Origin of the sequence: Clostridium thermobutyricum (assembly GCF_000371465.1) — a bacterium.
Taxonomy (GTDB): Bacteria; Bacillota; Clostridia; order Clostridiales; family Clostridiaceae; genus Clostridium; species Clostridium thermobutyricum.
In genome coordinates, this window is the sequence record NZ_KB850956.1 from 2,572,816 (window position 1) to 2,596,468 (window position 23,653).

Below are 23,653 nucleotides of genomic sequence, written 5' to 3' on the forward strand. Positions count from 1 at the left end.
CGCCTTGGTGAGCCGTTACCTCACCAACTAGCTAATGCGCCGCGGGTCCATCCTATAGCGGATTGCTCCTTTAATCCATGTATCATGCGATACTAGGATATTATGAGGTATTAATCTCCCTTTCGGAAGGCTATCCCTCTCTATAGGGCAGGTTACCCACGTGTTACTCACCCGTCCGCCGCTAATCCATTTTCCGAAGAAAATTTCATCGCTCGACTTGCATGTGTTAGGCACGCCGCCAGCGTTCGTCCTGAGCCAGGATCAAACTCTCAATAAAAAGTTTAATCTTTTAGCTCTTAAAACTTACTTATAAAAGAATTGTTGGTTTAAGTTTGCTTATATATTATTCTGTTCAATTTTCAAAGATCTTAGCTGTCTTTCGACTGCTTTATTATAATATCACTTGAACTTTTCTTTGTCAACAACTTTTTTAAGTTGTTTTGAAGAATTTCTTCAAGTTGTGTGCCTCATTTCCTGAGGACGTGTATTATAGTAACATGATTATTCTTTTATATATCCCTATTATTTCTATATTAAATAAATTTATTCATATATATCTCTATTTATCTTTTATTTTCTTTTATTTTCTTATAATGATACGCCTGGAAAAGTTATCACTATTTTTTCTTTTTTAAAACTATTTTTGTTAATATAGTTCATTTTTAGTATATAATATATACATATATATTGTAATTTTTAGGAGGGTAAAATGAGAAAATTATTTATATTATCTTTATTTACTTTAATGTCTATTTTTTTATTTGGTTGTAATAAAGATAATTCTGATGAAAAAAATATTTCTTCATCATTAAATTCTATAAATACTATTGATTACTCCAAAGAAAAAAAAGAAGTTTCAAATAAAAAAAACAATAAAAATTTTTTATTAACAGAAACTTCTGTTACTACATCCCCATTTATTTTAAATAATTCTATTTTATATTTTCCAAATTGGGACAACAATAATAAAATTTCACTTATAAATTTTTCAAATAAAAATTTTAAAATTACAAATAAATCTGTTGGTGAATTTTTCGAATACTCTACCAATTCTATGACTTTATTACATAATGAAATTTTTTTTGCTAATGGAAATGATAATTATAATTTTTCTAAAATTAATCTAACAAATAAACAAGTGACTAAAATAAATAATAAATCTGTTAGAGATATTTGCAATGATAATGTAAGAATATATTATGTAGATTATAAAACAAATGAACTATTCACTTATGACCCTATAGATAATATATCTAATAAAATAACCTCTAATAAAGTCGGCAAATTTATAGTTAATGGAAACAACATATTATATCAAAATGCAGATGACAAATATAAACTTTATAGAGTTACTATAGATGGATCATTAAATGAAAAATTACTTGATTATTCTGTTGAGAGTTTTGCTGTTTATAATGATAAATTATATTTTATAAATTCTTCTGATAACAACTATTTATATTATTTAGATCCTGAAACAATGGATACAAGAAGAGTTGCTATTATATCTGCTAGAAATATATCAGTTTATAAAAATAAGCTTCTATTTATTGATATTAATGATTTTAATAAACTTAAAAGTATAAATATTGATTTAAATAAAAACAAATTTAATACAAGCATTATTATTAATGATAGTATAAATGATTTCTATATATCTGAAAAAGGAATATTCTATAGAAAGGGAATTGATGTTAATAGTGCTTGGTATTTAATTACTCCTTAAATATTAAATTTTATTAGTTGATAATATTTTATTGATATAAAACTAAAATTTTAATATTACTTTAAATTAATTTTGCTGTAAAAGTTAAGGAACTGTTATTTCTATAACAGTTCCTTATATATTTTAATCGTTATTTATTTCTATCATTTTTAATATCTACTATAAACTTTGTATTATCTCTTTAAATTTGTTTCCTCTTACTGCGAAATTTGGGAACATGTCAAATGATGCACATGCCGGAGAAAGTGTAACTATATCTCCTTTTACAGCTATTTCTCTTGCTATATTTACTGCATCTTGTAAATCTTTAGCTTCTCTTATAGAAACTTTTATTCCTTTTTCTTTTTCTAACTTGTGGAAAGCATCTTTTATTTTTTCTTTAGTTGCTCCCATTACTATTAATTCTTTTATATATTTATATCCTTCTTCTGCTAATGGTGCAAATGGAATATGCTTGTCATATCCACCAGCTAATAATATAACTTTTGTATCAAATGCATGAAGTCCTGCAAGAGTTCTTGTTGGACTTGAAGCTATTGAATCATTATAATATTTAACTCCATCTATCTCTCTTACTAATTCACATCTATGTTCCACACCTGTAAATGTTTCTGCTACTTTTTTCATAGATTCTATACTTACATCATCTTTAGTAGCTAAGAATGCTGCTAAATAGTTTTCTACATTATGCATTCCTTTAAGAACTATATTATTTTTTTCTACTACCTCTTTTCCTTGTAAGTATAATTTTCCATCTTTATAGTATGCTCCATCTTCAATCACATTTTTTGAACTGAATTCTAGAACTTTCCCTTTTACTTCTGGTATAAATGAATGTGTTATTTCATTCTCTCTATTTAATATAACTATTCCATCTTCTTTTCCATATAAGAATATATTTTTCTTAGCATCTATATATTCTTGCATATCTTTATGCATATCTAAATGATTTGGGGCTAAATTTGTACAAACAGCTACTTCTATTGGTAAATCCATAGTCATTAATTGGAAACTTGAAAGTTCTAATACTACCATATCCTCTTCTTTAACTTCTTCTATCTGAGAAAATAATGGTGTTCCTATGTTTCCTCCAACCCAAGTTTTATATCCTTGTTCTATTAAAAGTTTTGATATCATTGTAGTAGTTGTTGTTTTACCATCACTTCCTGTTACTGCAAATATCTTACCTTTACAATATCTTACGAACTCTTCCATTTCTGATGTTATGTATGCGCCTTCTTTAGCTACTCTAACTAATGCCTCACTATCTATTCTCATTGATGGTGTTTTAAATACAACATCAAATCCTGTTAATGAGTCTAGATAATTATCTCCTAATGATAATTTTACGCCTTTATTTCTAAAATCTTTTGCAACATCTCCTAGTTGTTCTTCATTCTTTATATCAAAAGCAGTAACTTTTGCTTGTAATTCTACTAAAAAATTAATTAGCGGAATATTACTTACTCCAATTCCTACTACTCCTACTTTTTTATTTTTTATAAATTGTTTAAACTCATTAAAATCTTTTTTCATGTTAAATCCTCCACAATTACTACTTTTAACATTAATAATATGAACTATTTTTAATTTTGTCCCATTTATTTCTAATTATAACACTATATTTTTTTATTTTCAGTATTTTAAATTTAGTATATATTTAATTTAAAACTATTTTAAAATTGCCATATTTAAAATATATAAATTTTTCTATATCTTAAATATAGCAGCCTATAATAATAGGCTGCTAGTTAATTAAAACTCTAAGCTTTTTTCTATATAAGCTGATAAGTCTTCTATTTTTATTCTTTCTTGTTTCATTGTATCTCTATCTCTAACTGTAACTGCTCCATCATTTTCAGTATCAAAATCTACAGTTATACAGAATGGAGTACCAATTTCATCTTGTCTTCTATATCTCTTACCTATGCTTCCTGCTTCATCATATTCAATATTGAACTTCTTAGCTAAATCAGCATATACTTCTAATGCTTTTTCTGAAAGCTTTTTAGATAGTGGTAATATAGCTGCTTTATATGGTGCTAAAGCAGGGTGTAAATGCATAACTACTCTTGAATCTTTTTTATCTTCAGTTGATAAATCTTCCTCATCATATGCATCTACTAAGAATGCTAATGCAACTCTGTCTGCTCCTAATGATGGTTCTATACAATATGGTATATATTTTTCATTAGTTGTTGGATCTAAGTAGCTTAAATCTTGCCCTGAATGTTCTGCATGCTTTTTAAGGTCATAATCAGTTCTATCTGCTATTCCCCAAAGTTCTCCCCAACCAAATGGGAATAAATATTCTATATCTGATGTTGCATTTGAATAGAATGATAATTCTTCTTCACCATGATCTCTTAATCTTAAGTTTTCTTCAGTAACACCTAAGTTAAGTAAGAATTTCCAACAATAATTTCTCCAGTAATCAAACCATTCTAAATCTGTTCCTGGTTTACAGAAGAATTCTAATTCCATTTGTTCAAATTCTCTTGTTCTAAACGTGAAGTTTCCTGGTGTTATTTCATTTCTGAATGATTTACCTATTTGAGCTATACCAAATGGAACTTTCTTTCTAGTACTTCTTTGAACTGATTTAAAGTTTACAAATATACCTTGAGCTGTTTCTGGTCTTAAGTATATTTCATTTTTAGCATCTTCAGTTACACCTTGGAATGTTTTAAACATAAGATTGAATTGTCTTATATCTGTATAATTCATTTTTCCACATTTAGGACAAACTATATTGTGCTCTTCAATATATGCTTTTAGTTGTTCATTTGACATTCCATCAGCTGAAGCTACTTCTACTCCACTTTCTGTCATATGATCTTCAACTAATTTATCTGCTCTAAATCTTGATTTACAATCCTTACAGTCCATTAATGGATCTGAGAATCCACCTAAGTGTCCTGATGCAACCCAAACTTCTTTATTCATTAATATTGCACAGTCTACTCCTACATTATATGGACTTTCTTGAACGAATTTTTTCCACCAAGCTTTTTTAACATTATTTTTGAATTCAACTCCTAAAGGACCGTAATCCCATGAGTTTGCAAGTCCACCATATATATCAGAACCTGGGAATATGAATCCTCTGCTCTTACATAGTGCAACTATTTTATCCATAGTCTTTTCTACTGCCATTTTAATTCCTCCATTACTTCTATATATTTAAAATATAATTTTTTACAATAAAAAAAGCCTTAAGCACTTAAAGGGACGAAATTTTCTATTCCGCGGTTCCACCCTTCTTGGCTAAAGCCCAACTTTAATTAAATATACTAAAAAGCTCCCTTCACTTTAATTTATTGATAATTTTCACCAACCACTATCTCTCTAAAAATAATTTTAAAGCTACTCTTCTTTTATCATCGTATATATTGAATTATATATTAATTTTACCAAAAGACTTTTATATGTCAATATGTATTTATCTATTATTGTATAGAGTGTTTGTACTTACTATATAATATTATAATATAACATATCATTACTAAGGAGAAATTATTATGAAATATATATTAGATACAAAAGAAATTAAAGATGGGTTTCTTGTATATGATAATTACAATAATAAATGTTTTTCTATAGAAAAAACTCATCTTCTTTTTTCAGATACTATAAAACTTAAAAATATTAATGGAAGTATCTTATTTAAATTAAAAAAACATAAAGTTAATCACCATGAAATTTTTGAAATTTTTCGTGCAAATGAATCTTATGGTTATATTAGTGAAACTTTAATTTCTTCTACGAAATCACAATTTAATTTAATATATCACTTAGGAAAAATTACAGCTAATGGTGAATTTTCATCTGCTGACTATCTTATTTTAAAAAATAATGATTTTGTAATTGGAAAAGTTTATTCTGAAAATAATTCTATAATTGTTGAAAGTGATAAATTTAAAGAATTATCTTTAATTCTAATATTAATCTTTATTATTTATATTAAATATAGCAATTAAAATATTTTAAATAAAAAAAAGATAGCACTTGCTATCTTTTATTCATATGATATTCTTTTCTAAATCTATAAATTAATCAATTAATTAATTACTATTTATTTTAAATTTACCTCCAGATAAATTTTTAGTTTATTAAAATATTAAATTCATAATATAAATTATAATTACACTTCCCATAGCTACCTGAATTAGACTCTTACCTTTATAAGCTAAACATATCCCCACTATAGTCCCTATAATGGAAAATAAAATATTCTCAGTACTATAAAATACTGTTGGAAATGTCATAGATCCTAAAACACAATATGGCATGTAGTATAGCACAGACTTTATATAATTAGATTCTATTTGCTTATTTATAATAAGTGGAATAACTCTAGGTATATATGTTACTACAGCTAATATTATTAATGAAATTATTAAATACATATTTATTCTTCCATTATAGGTTTTAATTTTGCCATAATCAAAGCCCCAATTAAGGAACATATTATTATTGAAAAACCACTTGATATTTTATTCAAATAAGGAAAATAGAATATTATAAAACTAAATACTATTGATATTACTATTCCTAATGCTATATTTTTATCTTTTTTACCTGCTGGTATTATTATAGCTAAAAACATACCATATAAAGCTATGCCTAAAGCATCTTGTAGATTAGCTGGCATAAATTCTGTACTTATTGCTCCTATAAAAGTTCCTACAGCCCAACCCAAATAAGGTATTAATATAAGTCCAAACATAAATTTATAATTTATTTTACCTTCTTCTACAGAAGCTAAAGTATATGTTTCATCTGTTATTCCAAATGCTATTATCATTCTTTTTATAAGAGATGTTTTTTCTAATTTTTGTGAGATTGCAAATGACATTAGTGCATATCTTATATTTATAATAAATATTGTTAATGCTAACTCCATATATATTGCATTATTTAAAATCAAATCCACTCCTGCAAATTGACCTGCTGATGTCAAATTAGTCATTGATATTAAAACTGCTGTAGAAACATCTAATCCACCTCTTGCAGCTATCATACCAAAAGTTATTGATACAGATAGATATCCAAGTCCAATAGGTATTCCTTTTTTTATTCCCTCTCTAAAATAACTCTCTACTTTTAAATTTTCTACCCCTTCCATTTCTTCTCCCTTTATATTGATTATAATTATATTTTAACATTCATTTTTTATTTTACAAATATTTACTTATTTAATTTACGCATTAAAAAAAGTAGTGATCCCTCACTACTTAAAATTCAAATGGCTCCGCGAAGAGGACTCGAACCTCCAGCCTATCGGTTAACAGCCGAGTGCTCCACCATTGAGCTATCGCGGAATATTATTTATTTAATTTGTAATAATTGAATTAAAGATGGCTCCGCGAAGAGGACTCGAACCTCCAGCCTATCGGTTAACAGCCGAGTGCTCCACCATTGAGCTATCGCGGAATATTATCTTTATTTGATTTGTACTAAATGAATTAAAAATGGCTCCGCGAAGAGGACTCGAACCTCCAGCCTATCGGTTAACAGCCGAGTGCTCCACCATTGAGCTATCGCGGAATATTTAGTACACTAATTATTATATAGAATTATTTATAAATTGCAAGTACTTTTTTAAATTTTTTATATATAATTTTGTAAACATCTATGAAACAAGCTATTTGCTTACCTTTTTTAATAAAATTATGAAAATTAATCCTATTTATTCTTTAATATAAATAAAAAAGAGTATTCTTAAAGAATACTCTTTTTTATTCAAATTATTTGTTTATTGGTTTCATAGTTGGGAATAGGATAACATCTCTAATTGATGATGAACCAGTTAAGAACATTATCATTCTGTCTATACCAATTCCAAGTCCACCTGTTGGAGGCATTCCTGTTTCTAAAGCACTCATGAATTCTTCATCCATCATGTAAGCTTCATCATCTCCATATTCTCTTTCTTTAGCTTGTTGTTCAAATCTTTGTCTTTGAACTATTGGATCATTAAGTTCTGAATATGCATTACAAACTTCTCTACCAAATATAAATCCTTCGAATCTTTCTGTGAAAGCTTCATTCCCTCTCTTCTTCTTAGTTAGAGGTGAAATTTCAACTGGATAATCAATTAAGAAAGTTGGTTGAATTAAGTTTGATTCACCATATTCTTCAAATAACATATTAAGAACTTCCCCTTTAGTTACTTTATCAAGCGCTTTAGGGAATTCTAAATTCTTTTCTTTTGCTATAGCTTGTGCTTCTTCATCACTCGCTATTGTATTAAAGTCAATTCCAGCATATTCTTTAACAGCATCAACCATAGTTAATCTTCTCCATGGAGGTGTTAAATCTATTTCTGTTCCTTCGTACATTATTTTAGTAGTACCATTTACTTTTTCACAAACATATGCAATCATGTTTTCTGTAATTTCCATCATATCATTATAATCTGAATATGCTTCATATAACTCAATTGACGTAAATTCTGGGTTATGTCTTATTGAAACACCTTCATTTCTGAAGTTTTTACCCATTTCATAAACTTTTTCAAATCCTGCAACTATTAATCTTTTTAAGTATAACTCTGGTGCAATTCTTAAATACATATCTATATCAAAAGTATTGTGATGAGTTATAAATGGTCTAGCAGCAGCTCCACCAGCTATTGTTGCTAATATTGGAGTATCTACTTCTAAGAATCCTCTATTATCTAAGTATTCTCTAATTGCTTTTATTATTTTAGTTCTCTTTAAGAATGTATCTTTAACTTCTGGGTTAGTTATTATATCTACTTCTCTTTGTCTATATCTTAAATCTGGATCTTTTAATCCATGGAATTTTTCAGGTAATGGTTTTAATGCTTTACAAGTTAATAAAATACTTGATGCTTTTATTGAAACTTCTCCAGTTTTAGTTTTGAAAACTTCTCCTGTTACAGCTACAAAATCTCCTAAATCATATGTTTTGTATGCCTTTAATGTTTCTTCTCCTACTAAATCAACTTTGATGAATAATTGAATTTTTCCATCTCTATCATGAATATCTGAGAATACAACTTTACCTTGCCCTCTTTTAGACATGATTCTTCCAGCTACTGTTACTGTTTTTCCTTCTAACTCTTCAAAATTATCAATTACTTCTTTTGATGTATGTGTTCTTTCTACTTTATATACATCAAATGGGTCTTTTCCTTGATTTTGAAGTTCTACTAATTTTTCTCTTCTTAAAGCCTCTTGTTCACTATATTGAGCCTCTAATTCTTGTGTATTCATTTCATCCTCTAACATTTACATTACCTCCACACTATGATCTTTTTATTTCTAATATTTCAAACTTACTTACGCCGTCTGGAATAGCGATTTCAACAATCTCCCCAACTTTTTTTCCTAAAAGTCCAGCACCTACTGGTGATTCATTTGATATTTTAAACTCCATTGGATCTGCTTCTGCTGAACCTACTATTGTATATTCAACTTCTTCGTCAAAATCAAAATCTTTAACTCTAACTCTTGATCCCACTGAAACTATATCTGATGGGATTTCTGCCTCATCAACTACTTCAGCGTTTTTAAGCATGTTTTCTAATTGAATTATTCTTCCTTCTGTAAAAGCTTGATCGTTCTTAGCTTCATCATATTCTGAGTTTTCACTTAAATCTCCATATCCTAAAGCAACTTTAATTTTCTCAGTTATCTCTTTTCTTTTTACAGTTTTTAAGTATTCTAACTCAGCCTCTAGCTTTTGAACACCCTCATAAGTCATTATAAATTTTTTTTCACTCATATTTAACTCCCCTTCAATCATCATGGTAATTTATTCAAAATATATTATTAATTTCATTTATAATTTAGTTATTTTTTTAATAATGCGTTTAGGACATTATAAAGCAGCCTTTATAATATGTCAATTAAATGACTATGTTTCACTAATAGTATATTACTTATTATATATCCAGTTTTTATATAATAATACCCTTAAAAACAAAATCCACTATATTTTAAATAGAATTTTTCATTTTATTTTAAATAACAATTATTTTTGATTTATTTTCTATTGATAGTTTTAAGTTCTTCTTTATATTCTCTAAGTCTTTTTATTACTTCTTTACTGTCATCTAATCTATTTATTTCGTTTCTTATATCAGTGCATTTAGCTAATCCTTTTATGTACCAAGAAGCATGTTTTCTCATTTCTCTAACAGCTTTCTTTTCTCCATCATATTTTAAAGCTAGCTCATAATGTCTTATACACATATCTATTTTTTCTTCTGGTGTAACTTCTGGTACTTCTTCACCTTTTAACGCTTTTTCGATTTGCTTAAAAATCCAAGGATTTCCCATACTTCCTCTTGCAATAAGTATTCCATCACAATTAGTTTGTTCTTTCATCTTTATAGCATCCTCAGGTGTAAATACATCACCATTTCCTATTACAGGTATGGAAACACTCTCTTTAACCTGTCTTATTATATCCCAATCTGCTACTCCTTCATACATTTGTTTTTTTGTTCTTCCATGTATTGCTATAGCATCAGCCCCTGCTTCTTCCATAAGCTTGGCAAATTGAACTGCATTTATATGTTCATCATCAAAACCTTTTCTAAATTTAACAGTAACAGGCTTTGTTGAAACAGCTTTAACCTTTCTAACTATTTCCGCAGCTAAAAAAGGTTTAAGCATTAATGCTGAACCATCCCCATTTTTTACTATTTTAGGCGCAGGACATCCCATATTTATATCTATTATACAAATTTCATCAATTTTATTTAAATGTTCCTCAACAACCTTTGCCATTATATCTGGATCACTTCCAAATATTTGTACTGCAACTGGCTTTTCTTCATCTGCAATTCTTAAAAGAGCTTTCGTATTTTCACTTCCGTAATATAACGCCTTTGCACTTACCATTTCAGTACATACTAATCCACAACCTTGCTCTTTGCAAAGACCTCTAAAAGATATGTCTGTAACTCCAGCCATAGGTGCTAAAAATACATTATTTTCAAACTCTATATTTCCTATTTTCATTTTATTTTACTCCTTGTTCTTATTGTATATTATCCTTAAGCCCTCTAGAGTTAAATCGCCATTTACTATATCTATTACATCTGTTTCTTTAGCTATAAGATTTGCTAATCCACCTGTAGCTATAACAATTGGATCTGCTTTACACTTACGCTTCATTTCTTCTTTCATTTTTTTAACTATATATTCAACCTGCCCAATATATCCAAATAAAATACCTGCTTGCATACTTTTGATAGTATTTTTACAAATAACAGTCTCAGGAATTTCAAGCTCTATTCTTGGTAACTTTGCTGCTCTTTCAAAAAGTGCATCTGCTGATATTTTTATTCCTGGAACTATGCACCCTCCTAAGTAATCTCCTTTTTCTGTTATTCCACAGAAAGTAGTTGCTGTACCAAAATCTATTACAATATTTGGTTTTTTATATATTTCAAAAGCTGCTACAGCATTTACTATTCTATCTGCACCAACTTCCTTAGGGTTGTCATATTTAATATTAATTCCTGTCTTTATTCCAGGTCCTACAATAATAGGTTCCTTATTAAAGCACTTTTTTATCATATTTTCTAGAGAATGCATAATATTAGGCACTACAGATGAAACTATAATCCCTTCAACTTTTTTCATATCTAATCCAAATTGATGGAAAAGTTGAGAAACTTGTATTCCATACTCATCTGATGTTTTTTTAGAATCAGTTGAAATTCTCCATCCAGCTATATATTTATCTTTATCATGTATTCCCAAAACAATATTTGTATTCCCTACATCCACAAGCAAAATCATAAAAGCACCACCTTAATATAATTAAAAGCAGCTTTTTTAGCTGCTTTTATTTGGATAAAATCACTTGTTTTTAACAATATTAATTTTAACAATTCCATACCATTTGTCAAGGCTTTAACATCCTAAAATAAGCCTACTATATTCCCATTTTCTAATATATCCATCTTATTTGCAGCTGGTACTTTAGGTAGTCCTGGCATAGTCATAACATTTCCTGTTAAAACCACTATAAATCCCGCTCCATTAGAAACTTTTACCTCTTTTACTTTTATATTGAAATCAGAAGGTTTTCCTAGTAAATTCGGGTTATCTGATAAAGAATACTGTGTTTTTGCCATGCATATTGGAAGTTTATCTAAATTAAATTTTTCAAGTTCATTTATTTGTTTTAATGCAACTTGATCATAATCTACACTATTAGCTCCATATATTTCTTTAGCTATTTTTAATATTTTTTGTTTTATACTATCTTTTTCACTATATAAAACTTTAAAGTTTGATTTTTCATTTTCTAAAATTTCTATAACTTCGTTAGCAAGGTCTATTCCACCTTCTCCACCTTTTGCCCATACATCTGAAAGAGCTACTTTAACATTATTTTTTTCACAGAAATCTTTTATAAATGCTATTTCTTCCTCACTATCAGAAACAAATTTATTAATTGCTACTACAACAGGAACTCCAAATTTCTTTATATTCTCAATTTGTTTTTCTAAATTTGAAATCCCTTTTGATAAAGTTTCAACATTTGGAATATTTAATTCATCTTTTGAAGATCCACCATGATGTTTTAAAGCCCTTATAGTTGCAACTATAACAACACAATCTGGATTTAAATTCCCATATCTACATTTTATATTTAAAAATTTTTCTGCTCCTAAATCTGCTCCAAACCCTGCTTCTGTTACAACAATGTCACTAAGTTTAAGTGCCATTTTAGTTCCTAAAATAGAATTACATCCATGAGCAATATTAGCAAAAGGCCCTCCATGGATAATAGCTGGAGTATTTTCTAAAGTTTGAACTAGATTTGGCATTATAGCATCTTTCATTAACATTGCCATAGCACCAACTACTCCAATTTCTTTAGCATAAGCTGGGTCTCCATTTAACTTATACCCAATAACTATATTTCCTATTCTTTCTTTTAAATCTTCTAAACTATTTGCTAAACAAAGAATAGCCATAATTTCTGATGCAACAGTTATCATAAACCCATCTTCTCTTAAAAATCCATTTATTTTCCCGCCCATTCCAACAACTACTTGTCTAAGAGCTCTATCATTCATATCAATAACTCTTTTAAATGTAATTCGTCTAGAGTCTAATCCAAGTTCGTTTCCTTGATGTATATGATTATCTATAGCCGCACATAAAAGATTATTCGCTGCTGTTATAGCATGCATATCCCCAGTAAAATGTAAATTTATATCCTCCATAGGCACAACTTGTGCATAACCTCCACCTGCTGCTCCTCCTTTTATTCCAAATACCGGTCCTAATGAAGGCTCTCTTAAAGCAATACTTGCTTTTTTTCCTAATTTACATAGAGCTTGCCCTAATCCTACAGTAACTGTTGACTTACCTTCTCCTGCAGGAGTTGGATTAATTGCAGTAACTAATATTAATTTACCATCTTTTTTATCTTTATTTTTTTCTAAAACATCTAAAGATATTTTACATTTATTTTTCCCATACATCTCTATATCATCTTCAGATAATCCTATTTTCTCTGCGATTTTTAATATATGTTCCATTTTAGCTTCTTGAGCTATTTGAATATCACTCTTCATTTCAAACCCCTCTTTTCTTTTTTATTGTTCACCTTTTCATTTAATTTCATCACTTTTAACTTATTATATCATCTAATTTTTTCATTTCAAACCTATTTTTTCGAATATTATTTATAATTTTTACGCAATAATTCGTATTTATGATAAAAAATACCCTTAAGCATAAGCTTAAGGGTTAATATTACATGGCCTCACTATAAATTCTTTCAAATTCTTCACCATCAATTTTCTCTTTTTCTAGTAAAGCCTTTGCAACTGCATGAAGTCTATCTATATTTTCTTTAAGAATTTTTTCAGCTCTCATATAAGCTTCATCAACTAATAGCTTAACTTCTCTATCAATTTCAGCACCTATTTCTTCTGAGAAATTTCTATTCTTTCCTAAATCTCTTCCTAAGAAAACTTCATTTTGATCTGACCCATATGAAATTGCTCCAAGTTTTTCGCTCATTCCATATTCCATAACCATTGCTCTAGCTATAGCACTTGTTCTATCAATATCATTCTTAGCTCCAGTACTTATATCTCCTAAAATTAAAGCTTCTGCAACTCTTCCACCTAAAAGTCCTACCATATCATCTTTAAGCCTTAATTTAGAAGTATATGATCTATCCTCTTCTGGTAAGTGCATTGTATATCCACCAGCCATTCCTCTAGGAATTATACTAATTTCATGTACTGGATCAGAGAATTCTAAAGTTCTCATAACAACTGCATGACCTGCTTCATGATAAGCTGTAAGATTTCTATCTTTTTCACTTATAACTCTGCTTTTCTTTTCTGGCCCTGCCATAACCTTAGTTATTGCTTCTTCTAAGTTATTCATTGTTATTTCTTTTCTACCTTCTCTTACTGCTAAAAGTGCAGCTTCATTAGTTAAATTCTCTAAATCTGCCCCAGCAAATCCAGGTGTTCTTTTTGCAAGAACATCTAATCTTACATCTTCAGCTAAAGGTTTTTTTCTAGTATGAACTTTTAATATTTCTTCTCTACCTTTAACATCTGGAGCACCAACTAATATTTGTCTATCAAATCTTCCAGGTCTTAAAAGTGCTGGATCAAGAATATCTCTTCTATTAGTAGCTGCTATCATGATTATTCCTTCATTTTCTCCAAAACCATCCATTTCAACCAAAAGTTGATTTAAAGTTTGTTCTCTTTCATCATGGCCTCCACCAAGTCCAGCTCCTCTTTGTCTTCCAACTGCATCTATTTCATCAATAAATACTATACAAGGAGCATTTTTCTTAGCCTCAGAAAAAAGATCTCTTACTCTTGAGGCTCCAACCCCAACAAACATTTCTACGAAATCCGAACCAGAAATACTGAAGAAAGGAACACCAGCTTCTCCTGCAATAGCTTTAGCTAAAAGAGTTTTACCTGTTCCAGGAGGTCCTACTAAAAGTACACCTTTTGGTATCCTTGCTCCCATTTGATTATAAACTTCAGGATCCTTTAAGAAATCTACTATTTCTGCAAGCTCTTGCTTTTCTTCATCAGCTCCTGCAACCTCTTTAAATGTTACAGTTTTAGAATCTGGTGAAGCTATTTTAGCTCTACTTTTTCCGAAGTTCATAACACCTCGGCCTCCACCGCCACTATTATTTCCATGAGATTGCTGTGTCAATACAAATAACACTATTAAGAATAAAACAACCATTACTATACTTGGTATTATTGCAAGCCAAGCACTAGTATTTGAAGGTGGTTCAAATTCTACTTTTACATTTGATTTTTGTGATTTAGTCATTAAATTTGAAAGCATTTCTTGTGGAGCATATGTTATAAATTTTTTATCATCTGTTTGAACACCATCTATTGTCATTCCATCATCATGAACATATAAACTCTTTATACCATTATCATTCCACATCTGCTGGAATTGACTGTACGGAACTAACTGCGGTTTATTGCCGGTTTCCCATACTAATACAGCAGCAGCTACTATAACTATTATAAGTACTGCCCAAACTGCTGCACTTGAATATTTTTTCATTCAAGTTCCTCCCTTCTCAGTATTTTTTTATTTTTAAATCTGGTTTTCTATAAAAACAACGATACAAATATATACTCAATTATTACTTTGAATATACTTTCTCATCTAGTATTCCTACAAAAGGTAAATTTCTATATTTTTCTGCATAATCAATTCCATATCCAACTATAAATTCATTTGGAACTTCAAATCCAATATAGTCTACTTCAACTTCAGCAGTTCTTCTTTCAGGCTTATCTAATAATGTTATAATTTTTACACTATTCGCTCCTCTTCCATTTAAATATATTTTTAGATATGAAAGAGTATTACCTGTATCAACTATATCTTCTACTATTAAAACATCTTTTCCTTCTATTCCATTATCTAAATCCTTTAATATTCTAACTACTCCTGATGATTCTGTTGAATTTCCATAACTTGATACTGCCATAAAATCAATTTCACATGGGATTTTTATATTCTTTATTAAATCTGATGTAAAAAGTACTGAACCTTTTAATACTCCAACAACTAATAAGTCTTTACCTTCATAATCTTTAGTAATTTTTTCACCTAGTTCTTTACATTTTAACTGTAAATCTTCCTCTGTAAATAAAACTTTTTTAATTTCATCTCTCATCATAATTAAGATACCTTCCTTTTGTAAATTATTTTTAATATATTCTCAGTTTCATTTGTAACTTTATATATATTAGATAATTTAACATCTAATACCCATGCTATATTATCATCAAAAACTATAAGCGGAATTTCATCTCTAACTTCTTTTGGAATTTTCATATCTATGAAAATATCCTTAAGCTTTTTACTACCTTTCATTCCCAACGGAGTTATTTTATCCCCATTTTTCCTGTTCCTTATGATAACATACTTTTTAATTTTATCATAATCAAAATATTTAATTAAGTCATTATTGGTAATTTTTAATTTTTTTTGTGATTTTACAATTTCAAATTTAATTTCATAATTATTAAAATCAATTGAATTTCCATCTAAATCTTCTTTTAAAATAGTCACTTCTTCTGATTTTTTTATATTTATTTTTTCCCTTTTCTTTTTTATTTCTATTTCACCATAAACATTTTGTGCATATATTCCATTAGGTAAATCTATTTTTTTGTTTGTCCCAATATAAGCTAAGTTTATTACTTCTTCTATATGTTTATGCTCAAAATCATATGTGCTTTTTGAAACTTCTGTTAGAGCCTTTCTAATGACTCTATTTATTATAGCTTTATTTTCCTTAAATAAATTCTTATTTATTTTTATTTCATCATTTTCTTTATGGCAATATTCTTTAAATTTTTCTTTTGAAAAATCATTTATGAATTTGTTATCTTCCCACAATATATTGCTCATTCTATTAATTGCCATAACAACATCTTTATTAAAATTTTCTTTCATATATGGAAGTATATCTAATCTTATTTTATTTCTTGTATATATATTCTCTAAATTTGTTTTATCAATTCTAGGATTAAGATTAAAATCTTCACAATACTTCTCAACTTCCCATCTTTCCATACATAATATAGGTCTTATATATATTTCATCTCTTATTAAAGGAATTCCACATAACCCTTCTAATCCAGTTCCTCTCATCATTCTCATTAAAATAGTTTCTGCTTGATCATTTGCATTGTGTGCAGTGGCTATCTTATTATATCCATATTTTTTACTAACTTCATTAAATAAAGCATATCTTACATCTCTACCACCAGTTTCTGTAGAAACACCTTTTTCCTTTGAATATGCCTCTATATCAACTCTCTTACTATAAAAATCAACACCTAATTTATTACACATTTCTTTAGCAAACTTTTCATCTTCATTAGCAGCTTCTCCTCTTAGCATATGATTAAGATGAGCTGCACCTATTTTTAAGTTATATTCATCTCTTATACTACATAAAAGATTTAACATACAAACAGAATCAGGTCCACCTGACAAAGCTACCAAAATATGATCTCCATTTTTTATCAAAGAATTATCTTCTATGTATTTTATAAATTTTTTTTTCATATTATTCACTTCCTATTAAGCATTTATAATATATATAATACCTTATTACAACTTTATCTGCACAATATTTTTAAATAACTAAATGAATCATAATTTATATTTTTTAAAATAAATAAAGTTATTCCGCTTTCAATAGATACTTTAAAAATAAATACCTTTATTTTATATGCATTCTATTAAAACGAAATAACTTTAAAATTCTATATTATCTAATATAAAGCTTGTACCTTTGATACAATAACCGTCATATCATCTTTTATAGAGCCATTATTAAGTTTTTTAGATTCCTCTATTATATCTATAGCTAAATCTTTAGGATTACTTCCAGCTTTAATTAAATAATTCTCTAACCACTCACTATCTCCTATTTTACTTTTATCAACATCTAATACTCCATCACTTAAAGTAATAATAACATCTCCATTTTTTATTCTCTTATCAATTGAATCTACTTCTATTTTATCTACCAATCCAAAAGGTGGCATATTAGATGAAATTTTTATAATTTCCTTTCCTCTTTTTATGAAACTTGTTGTTGCTCCAACTTTAATAAATGATATTTTTCCACTATATAAATCTATTGTATTCATATCTAATGTAGAGAATTTTTCATCTTCATCAAATTTCATTGTCATTATTGAATTTACAGTATTTAAAGCTGTATCAATACCAAAACCACAATTAATAAATTTCTCTACTAAATCAACAGTCATCTTACTCTCTCTAGATGCTTCTGGTCCTGATCCCATTCCATCACTTAATATAGTTAAATATTTTCCATTTGCTACATTCCCAAAATTATAAGTATCTCCAGTATAATCTTCTCCTTCTTTTACACGCATACCTACATATGAGCTTACAGTATATTTAGGCATTTCTCTAACTGTTACAGTACAATCTTTATTATTCGGATTTATACTACATCCATCTTTTCCTATCATCATAGGTCTCTTAACTAATGAATTTACTACTGGCAATACACTTTTTGAACAATATCTACATCCAGAACAATTTGACATATTAACTTTTACTTTCATTTTTCCATCTTTATCTGTAAAACAAAATACATCTTTGTATTGTACTGAATTTTTATTTAACTCCCTTCTTATTGTTTTTTCTAAATCTGTACACATACTTATATCTTTTTTAAAATCATATAATATTCTTCCCACATTATCAGCCATAGTCTTCATATGTTCTGCAATAATTTTTCTACCTTCCTCTAATTTTTCTCTATTTATAGCTTCTGCATTCATACTTAAAACTAATTTATCTACCTCTCCTAAAAGCTCATATTTTCTCATACATTTCTTTTCAAGTTCCGCTGGGAAAACTGAATAATTCTCCTCCTTACCTCTTATTATTTTTTCAAAACAACTATAAGTTTGATTAAATTGAGTATTCCAACAATTATTACACATTTTACAATCTGAGCATATTCTATCTGCTAAATTATTTACTAAAGCTGTACTTCTATCTTTATATAATAACACCTCATTAGTTGATAGATTTGCAACTGATTCTGATACATTATTTAAAACTTCTCCTAACCCCTCTATTCTCTCTGAAAATTCAGTTTTTATTTGGTTCATGTGTAATTCAATTAAATCTTCATTTTTAGATTCTGTACTCATCTCCGTTTCTATACAATTTAATATTCTATTTGGTATTAATAAAAATCCAGCACCTCCAATTAAAATTTCTACTATTCCATTATCTATACTTCCTTTTGAATATAATGAAAGAATTATATATATTGTAATCGCTGATAATAAAGAAAAAATTTTCCCTGTTTCTTTAAACAAACCTGCTACTAATCCTAAGACCGAATAAAATCCCACACATTCAACTATTGCTCCATTAGATATTCCAAGAATAAGTCCCATTGCAATACCTATAGCACTTCCATTGGCAGCTCCTCCTACATAAGCTATTGATATAATAAATAAAATTGAAAATATCTCTCTTAAATGTATATTGAATATTGATAAATCACCTATTCCTCCTATAATTAAACAAAATACTATTCCTATACTAATCAACTCTTCAATATTAAAATAATAATTAGTATTATAATTTTCAAAACAATCTAACCCATATCTAATTACAAAATATATTGGTATTACTACTCCTGTATATATAAGTGATACAAATAAACTCGCACTTAAATCATATTTATTTATTAAAACTGAATTTATAATTTGAACTAAAAAATATATACTTAAAACGCTCTTTATCCCTATATATTTATTTCTTTTATTTAACACATAGAATGTCATTAAAGTTATCAGAGTAGTTATTATGTAAATAGCTGAGTTTCCTAATTCTTGTCCAATAGTTATATATCCAAGTATTGCTCCAAGAGAGCAAAATAACACTTTACTTTCATTTTTAGTTCTTAACATAGAAATTAAAAAAGCTAGTCCAAATGGTGCCATGCCAACAATATCTTCCTTATTTATATAAATCACTACTCTACTCAAAAGGAAAACAGCTAAAAAAGTTCCAAACAATTTTAATGGTTCTATCTTCTCTACCGCTAATTCTCTACTATTAAATTTTCCTCTTTCTTTTAATAACCCTTTACTAATTTTATATTGCATAAATTATCCCCTTTCCATTTTTTGTAATATAATTATATCAACTATAAAATTAATTTCTTGTCATTATATGCCTTATTTTTATAAAATCGATTGACATTATTCATTACATTTCACTTATTTATACAATATTATTTCATAAATTTCTTTACACATTTATCTATATATATTCAGTAAAATTCATCAAAATAGCACTACTACTTTATTTAACTGCATTTCTCTAAATTTGTAGACCATTGTAAAAATAAAGAGTTTATTAGAAAAAAATTTTTTCATAATAAACTCTACTTTGTGCATATACTATATGTTTATATTTTTTAACATTGATTTTTATAAGAATACTTCTAAATCTTTGAATAATATTTAATATCTAAATTACTTTTTGAATGTTAAATTAAAAATGAATAAAAAAATAGATCTAAGAAATCTTAGATCTATCTTGGTGCCGAAGACCGGAATCGAACCGGTACGGTGTTTAACCACCGCAGGATTTTAAGTCCTGTGCGTCTGCCAGTTCCGCCACTTCGGCTTGACAGTGGTAGCGGAAATAGGACTTGAACCTACGACCCTTCGGGTATGAACCGAATGCTCTAGCCAGCTGAGCTATTCCGCCACATAATGGTTGCGGGGGCAGGACTTGAACCTACGACCTTCGGGTTATGAGCCCGACGAGCTACCAACTGCTCCACCCCGCGATATTAAATTTTCTGTCATTTTAAAAAAACTTGGTGCCGAAGACCGGAATCGAACCGGTACGGTGTTTAACCACCGCAGGATTTTAAGTCCTGTGCGTCTGCCAGTTCCGCCACTTCGGCAAGACAACAAGTTTAAATGGTAGCGGAAATAGGACTTGAACCTACGACCCTTCGGGTATGAACCGAATGCTCTAGCCAGCTGAGCTATTCCGCCATGTAATGGTTGCGGGGGCAGGACTTGAACCTACGACCTTCGGGTTATGAGCCCGACGAGCTACCAACTGCTCCACCCCGCGATATTAAATTATCTATCAAGTAAAAAAAATTTTGGTGCCGAAGACCGGAATCGAACCGGTACGGTGTTTAACCACCGCAGGATTTTAAGTCCTGTGCGTCTGCCAGTTCCGCCACTTCGGCTTAAAATTTGTTTTGTCCCTGACGACAAGGTTTATTATATAGTATGTATATATTTATGTCAACGCTTTTTTTGAAATTTTTTTTATTTAATATATATTTTTTTATTTAATTTAATAAAAAGCCTTTAATCATGCTGATTAAAGACTTTTCTAATTCAATAGATTTATATAAATTCATTTCTTCAAATTAACTAATTAATAGTTCTTTTTACTGTTCTTTCCTCTGAATTCTTGGTGTTTTTTAACATCAATCATTCTTTCTTCGCTATCTTTTAGAAACTTAGAAAGTTTATCTTCGAAGTTTCCTGATACCTTTTTCTTTTCTGATGTCCAATCGAAGTCTGCAGGTTTAGTAGATTTTTTTGGTTTTGGTGTTCCCTGTTTTATAGATAAGCTTATTTTTCCATTATCTTCAATTGAAATAACTTTAACCTTAACCTTATCTCCCTCTTTTAAATGTTCTTTTATATCTTTTACAAAAGAATCTGCTACTTCAGAAATATGGACTAAACCAGTACTTCCACCTTCTACCTCTACAAACGCTCCGAAATTTGTGATGTTTACCACTTTACCTTCTAATATGTTTCCTGCCGCTAAGCTCATCTTTAAAAGATTCCTCCTTAATTTTAAATAAATATATATGCTATTAAATAATAATAACCTAATTTTTTGAATTTGAGTCACCTTTTTTGTCTTTTATTACTTCTTCACCTGGTTTAACCATGTCAAGTCTTTCTCTAGCTAAGGTCTCAATATATTCATCTGTATTTGCAATTTTTATTTTTTCCTCTAGTATTTTATTCTTATCTTTCAACTGCTGTAATTCAGTTTTTTTAGTGGATATATCTTTCTTTATATCATTCAAAGCTATCTCTTGCTTTACAAACCCAATAAGAAAAATTCCACCTAATAGTAAGAATATTAGATTTTTACCCTTTAACACCTTTCTCATCTATAGTACCCCATTTTTAATTCTCATATTTCCATTTTAAACATTAGTACATGTTTATTCAAGCCTTTTTTAGTATATTTATTCTTTATGTGTTGTTTTATAATATATAAATCTTATTGGATATGTTGCATTTTTATAGCTTATTCTCAATATTTTTCCTATAGAGCTCAATATAAATACTTCAAATGAATAAATAAATCTGCTAAGAAGCTTTAAGTATATTATTAATCCTACACATATAAATAGATATACATATGGCCCCATAAACGCATAGTTATTGTAAAGTAAAAATGCAAACACTATTACGGCACTTAGTGTCCAAAATAATATATCCTCTATTACTATAACTATTTTAAAAGTGTCTTTTCCGCGAATTATTCTATAAACATCAAATAAACTTCCTACAATAACACCAGCTAAAAGGCTATAAATAACTATATCTAACTGTACTCCCGTATTTAGAGGCATTATTCCACCCTCTTTCTACGTATAAGTCGAATTAAGCTTCTCTTCTTTTTGTCTTTTTTGTTATTGTATATAAGACTTGTTATATATCCATCTACAATAACATCTCCATTCTTTACATCAAGCTTATTCATTTTTAGGTTTTGTCCTTTTATGTTCAACTTCCCTAAAACTGTATTTAATATTATTTTCTCATCATTAAAGCTTAAAACCTCATTAACACCTGTTAATAGCATCTTTCTTCTGTTTTCTAATGATATACTTGAAACTTTTGTTTGAATAGGATTTTTTGTCTTATCCATAATTTTTCTCCTTTATAGAGTATTTCTCTTTATGAATATATGACAAATTATTTTACTATATTCTTTATTCTAAAATTAATTCTATACATTTTTTATAAATACTATTCAATTATTCTATACATTTCTTTTGCGTCATCTTTTCTAACATGTTCTGCTATATTTATTATTTCAGCTTTTAAACTTCTATTTGCAAAAGTTATCTCTATTACATCTCCTTCTTTAACAGTTGTTGATGATTTAGCTATTTTTCCATTTATAGTTACTCTTTCACTTTCACAAGCTTCTTTAGCTACTGTTCTTCTTTTTATTAACCTTGAAACTTTTAAATATTTATCTAATCTCATATTTTTTCTCCTTTTCTAAGTAGTAAAAAAACCCGAGTTACCTCGGGCTTTAAATTAAGTATTATATTTTAATTACTTATTGTTTACTTTTTCTTTAAATTCTTTACCAGCTTTGAATACTGGAACTGTTGAAGCAGCGATTTTTATAGTTTCTTTAGTTCTTGGGTTTCTTCCTTCTCTAGCTGCTCTTTCTCTAGTTTCGAAAGTACCGAATCCAACTAATTGAACTCTTTCACCATTTTCTAATGCTTCTTCAACGCTTTCAATGAATGCTTTTAATGCTAATTCCGCATCTTTTTTAGTTAATTTAGACTTTTCAGCCATACTAGTGATTAATTCTGCTTTATTCACAATTACATCCTCCTTAAATAACAAGCTATTTATTTATAGTACTTGTTAACTCTTAATTATGTACTATACTTACTTACCCTATTATATTATTACTTTTTTAACTAGTCTACACCGATTAATTAAATTATTCAATACTTTTGTAAAAAATTTAAATAATACAACTAGATTTACAGTATAGTTTTCAACAAAGTATTATATTCTCC

At 28.4% G+C, this 23,653-nt stretch carries 21 protein-coding genes, 10 tRNA genes and 1 other annotated feature; of the genes, 2 read left to right on the forward strand and 29 right to left on the reverse strand.

All coding sequences use genetic code 11. The annotated features are described in order from the left end of the window. Positions 1 to 709: 709 nt before the first annotated feature. The gene (locus HMPREF1092_RS12070) at positions 710 to 1,726 is read left to right on the forward strand and encodes a DUF5050 domain-containing protein (protein WP_002598955.1); all 1,017 of its coding nucleotides are present in this window, start codon (positions 710 to 712) and stop codon (positions 1,724 to 1,726) included. Positions 1,727 to 1,885: 159 nt separating this feature from the next. Here HMPREF1092_RS12070 and murD read toward each other — a convergent pair whose 3' ends face one another. Beyond that, positions 1,886 to 3,262, reverse strand: a complete 1,377-nt coding sequence (gene murD, locus HMPREF1092_RS12075; RefSeq protein ID WP_002598956.1) for a UDP-N-acetylmuramoyl-L-alanine--D-glutamate ligase — start codon at positions 3,260 to 3,262, stop codon at positions 1,886 to 1,888. A gap of 219 nt (positions 3,263 to 3,481) precedes the next feature. Then, complete coding sequence (locus HMPREF1092_RS12080) at positions 3,482 to 4,882, reverse strand: glycine--tRNA ligase (protein WP_002598957.1); 1,401 nt, start codon at positions 4,880 to 4,882, stop codon at positions 3,482 to 3,484. Between the two features lie 68 nt (positions 4,883 to 4,950). Then, positions 4,951 to 5,119, reverse strand: a binding site (T-box leader). 128 nt (positions 5,120 to 5,247) lie between these two features. Here HMPREF1092_RS12080 and HMPREF1092_RS12085 point away from each other — a divergent pair. Continuing rightward, positions 5,248 to 5,706: an LURP-one-related family protein gene (locus HMPREF1092_RS12085; RefSeq protein WP_002598958.1), complete on the forward strand. Its 459-nt coding sequence runs from the start codon at positions 5,248 to 5,250 to the stop codon at positions 5,704 to 5,706. A 132-nt stretch (positions 5,707 to 5,838) separates the two neighbouring features. On the opposite strand, the gene HMPREF1092_RS12090 is transcribed toward HMPREF1092_RS12085, so the two are convergent. The 27 genes from HMPREF1092_RS12090 to HMPREF1092_RS12220 all read right to left on the reverse strand — a co-directional run bounded on the left by HMPREF1092_RS12090 (position 5,839) and on the right by HMPREF1092_RS12220 (position 23,450). After that, the gene (locus tag HMPREF1092_RS12090) at positions 5,839 to 6,135 is read right to left on the reverse strand and encodes an AzlD domain-containing protein (protein WP_002598959.1); all 297 of its coding nucleotides are present in this window, start codon (positions 6,133 to 6,135) and stop codon (positions 5,839 to 5,841) included. 2 nt (positions 6,136 to 6,137) lie between these two features. Beyond that, the gene (locus HMPREF1092_RS12095) at positions 6,138 to 6,854 is read right to left on the reverse strand and encodes an AzlC family ABC transporter permease (protein WP_002598960.1); all 717 of its coding nucleotides are present in this window, start codon (positions 6,852 to 6,854) and stop codon (positions 6,138 to 6,140) included. Positions 6,855 to 6,975: 121 nt separating this feature from the next. Continuing rightward, a tRNA-Asn gene (locus HMPREF1092_RS12100) sits at positions 6,976 to 7,050 on the reverse strand. A 37-nt stretch (positions 7,051 to 7,087) separates the two neighbouring features. Then, a tRNA-Asn gene (locus HMPREF1092_RS12105) sits at positions 7,088 to 7,162 on the reverse strand. A 39-nt stretch (positions 7,163 to 7,201) separates the two neighbouring features. Then, positions 7,202 to 7,276, reverse strand: a tRNA-Asn gene (locus tag HMPREF1092_RS12110). A gap of 200 nt (positions 7,277 to 7,476) precedes the next feature. Beyond that, on the reverse strand, positions 7,477 to 8,985 hold the full coding sequence (gene lysS, locus HMPREF1092_RS12115) for a lysine--tRNA ligase (RefSeq protein WP_002598961.1): 1,509 nt from the start codon (positions 8,983 to 8,985) through the stop codon (positions 7,477 to 7,479). Between the two features lie 16 nt (positions 8,986 to 9,001). After that, a complete protein-coding gene (gene greA, locus HMPREF1092_RS12120; protein WP_002598962.1) occupies positions 9,002 to 9,481 on the reverse strand; it encodes a transcription elongation factor GreA in 480 nt (159 codons plus the stop codon). A 260-nt stretch (positions 9,482 to 9,741) separates the two neighbouring features. Beyond that, a complete protein-coding gene (gene dusB / locus HMPREF1092_RS12125) occupies positions 9,742 to 10,725 on the reverse strand; it encodes a tRNA dihydrouridine synthase DusB (RefSeq protein ID WP_002598963.1) in 984 nt (327 codons plus the stop codon). 6 nt (positions 10,726 to 10,731) lie between these two features. Next, complete coding sequence (locus HMPREF1092_RS12130) at positions 10,732 to 11,511, reverse strand: type III pantothenate kinase (protein WP_002598964.1); 780 nt, start codon at positions 11,509 to 11,511, stop codon at positions 10,732 to 10,734. A gap of 122 nt (positions 11,512 to 11,633) precedes the next feature. After that, complete coding sequence (locus HMPREF1092_RS12135; protein ID WP_002598965.1) at positions 11,634 to 13,304, reverse strand: formate--tetrahydrofolate ligase; 1,671 nt, start codon at positions 13,302 to 13,304, stop codon at positions 11,634 to 11,636. 181 nt (positions 13,305 to 13,485) lie between these two features. Next, positions 13,486 to 15,300 (reverse strand): ATP-dependent zinc metalloprotease FtsH, encoded by a 1,815-nt coding sequence (ftsH, locus tag HMPREF1092_RS12140; protein WP_002598966.1) that lies wholly within the window; start codon positions 15,298 to 15,300, stop codon positions 13,486 to 13,488. Between the two features lie 82 nt (positions 15,301 to 15,382). Next, positions 15,383 to 15,922, reverse strand: coding sequence for a hypoxanthine phosphoribosyltransferase (hpt, locus tag HMPREF1092_RS12145; protein WP_040414239.1), 540 nt, complete (start codon positions 15,920 to 15,922; stop codon positions 15,383 to 15,385). Positions 15,923 to 15,927: 5 nt separating this feature from the next. Then, positions 15,928 to 17,325, reverse strand: a complete 1,398-nt coding sequence (gene tilS / locus HMPREF1092_RS12150; protein WP_002598968.1) for a tRNA lysidine(34) synthetase TilS — start codon at positions 17,323 to 17,325, stop codon at positions 15,928 to 15,930. A gap of 209 nt (positions 17,326 to 17,534) precedes the next feature. Further along, positions 17,535 to 19,928: a stage II sporulation protein E gene (gene spoIIE, locus HMPREF1092_RS12155; RefSeq protein WP_002598969.1), complete on the reverse strand. Its 2,394-nt coding sequence runs from the start codon at positions 19,926 to 19,928 to the stop codon at positions 17,535 to 17,537. Between the two features lie 437 nt (positions 19,929 to 20,365). Beyond that, a tRNA-Leu gene (locus tag HMPREF1092_RS12160) sits at positions 20,366 to 20,454 on the reverse strand. A 7-nt stretch (positions 20,455 to 20,461) separates the two neighbouring features. After that, positions 20,462 to 20,538, reverse strand: a tRNA-Met gene (locus HMPREF1092_RS12165). Between the two features lie 6 nt (positions 20,539 to 20,544). Continuing rightward, positions 20,545 to 20,620, reverse strand: a tRNA-Met gene (locus HMPREF1092_RS12170). 31 nt (positions 20,621 to 20,651) lie between these two features. After that, a tRNA-Leu gene (locus HMPREF1092_RS12175) sits at positions 20,652 to 20,740 on the reverse strand. Positions 20,741 to 20,757: 17 nt separating this feature from the next. After that, a tRNA-Met gene (locus HMPREF1092_RS12180) sits at positions 20,758 to 20,834 on the reverse strand. Between the two features lie 6 nt (positions 20,835 to 20,840). Then, positions 20,841 to 20,916: transfer RNA gene (locus HMPREF1092_RS12185), tRNA-Met, on the reverse strand. Between the two features lie 32 nt (positions 20,917 to 20,948). Next, positions 20,949 to 21,037, reverse strand: a tRNA-Leu gene (locus tag HMPREF1092_RS12190). 194 nt (positions 21,038 to 21,231) lie between these two features. Then, positions 21,232 to 21,639, reverse strand: coding sequence for a S1 domain-containing RNA-binding protein (locus HMPREF1092_RS12195; RefSeq protein ID WP_002598970.1), 408 nt, complete (start codon positions 21,637 to 21,639; stop codon positions 21,232 to 21,234). Between the two features lie 58 nt (positions 21,640 to 21,697). Beyond that, complete coding sequence (locus tag HMPREF1092_RS12200) at positions 21,698 to 21,988, reverse strand: FtsB family cell division protein (protein WP_002598971.1); 291 nt, start codon at positions 21,986 to 21,988, stop codon at positions 21,698 to 21,700. 78 nt (positions 21,989 to 22,066) lie between these two features. Beyond that, the gene (gene yabQ, locus HMPREF1092_RS12205) at positions 22,067 to 22,456 is read right to left on the reverse strand and encodes a spore cortex biosynthesis protein YabQ (protein WP_002598972.1); all 390 of its coding nucleotides are present in this window, start codon (positions 22,454 to 22,456) and stop codon (positions 22,067 to 22,069) included. Beyond that, positions 22,456 to 22,755 carry a sporulation protein YabP gene (yabP, locus tag HMPREF1092_RS12210; RefSeq protein WP_002598973.1) on the reverse strand — a complete coding sequence of 100 codons (300 nt, stop codon included), beginning with the start codon at positions 22,753 to 22,755 and terminating at the stop codon, positions 22,456 to 22,458. Before yabP ends, yabQ begins: the two co-directional genes overlap by 1 nt. A 101-nt stretch (positions 22,756 to 22,856) precedes the next feature. Continuing rightward, a complete protein-coding gene (locus tag HMPREF1092_RS12215; RefSeq protein ID WP_002598974.1) occupies positions 22,857 to 23,099 on the reverse strand; it encodes an RNA-binding S4 domain-containing protein in 243 nt (80 codons plus the stop codon). 72 nt (positions 23,100 to 23,171) lie between these two features. Further along, complete coding sequence (locus HMPREF1092_RS12220; RefSeq protein ID WP_002598975.1) at positions 23,172 to 23,450, reverse strand: HU family DNA-binding protein; 279 nt, start codon at positions 23,448 to 23,450, stop codon at positions 23,172 to 23,174. Positions 23,451 to 23,653: the final 203 nt, after the last annotated feature.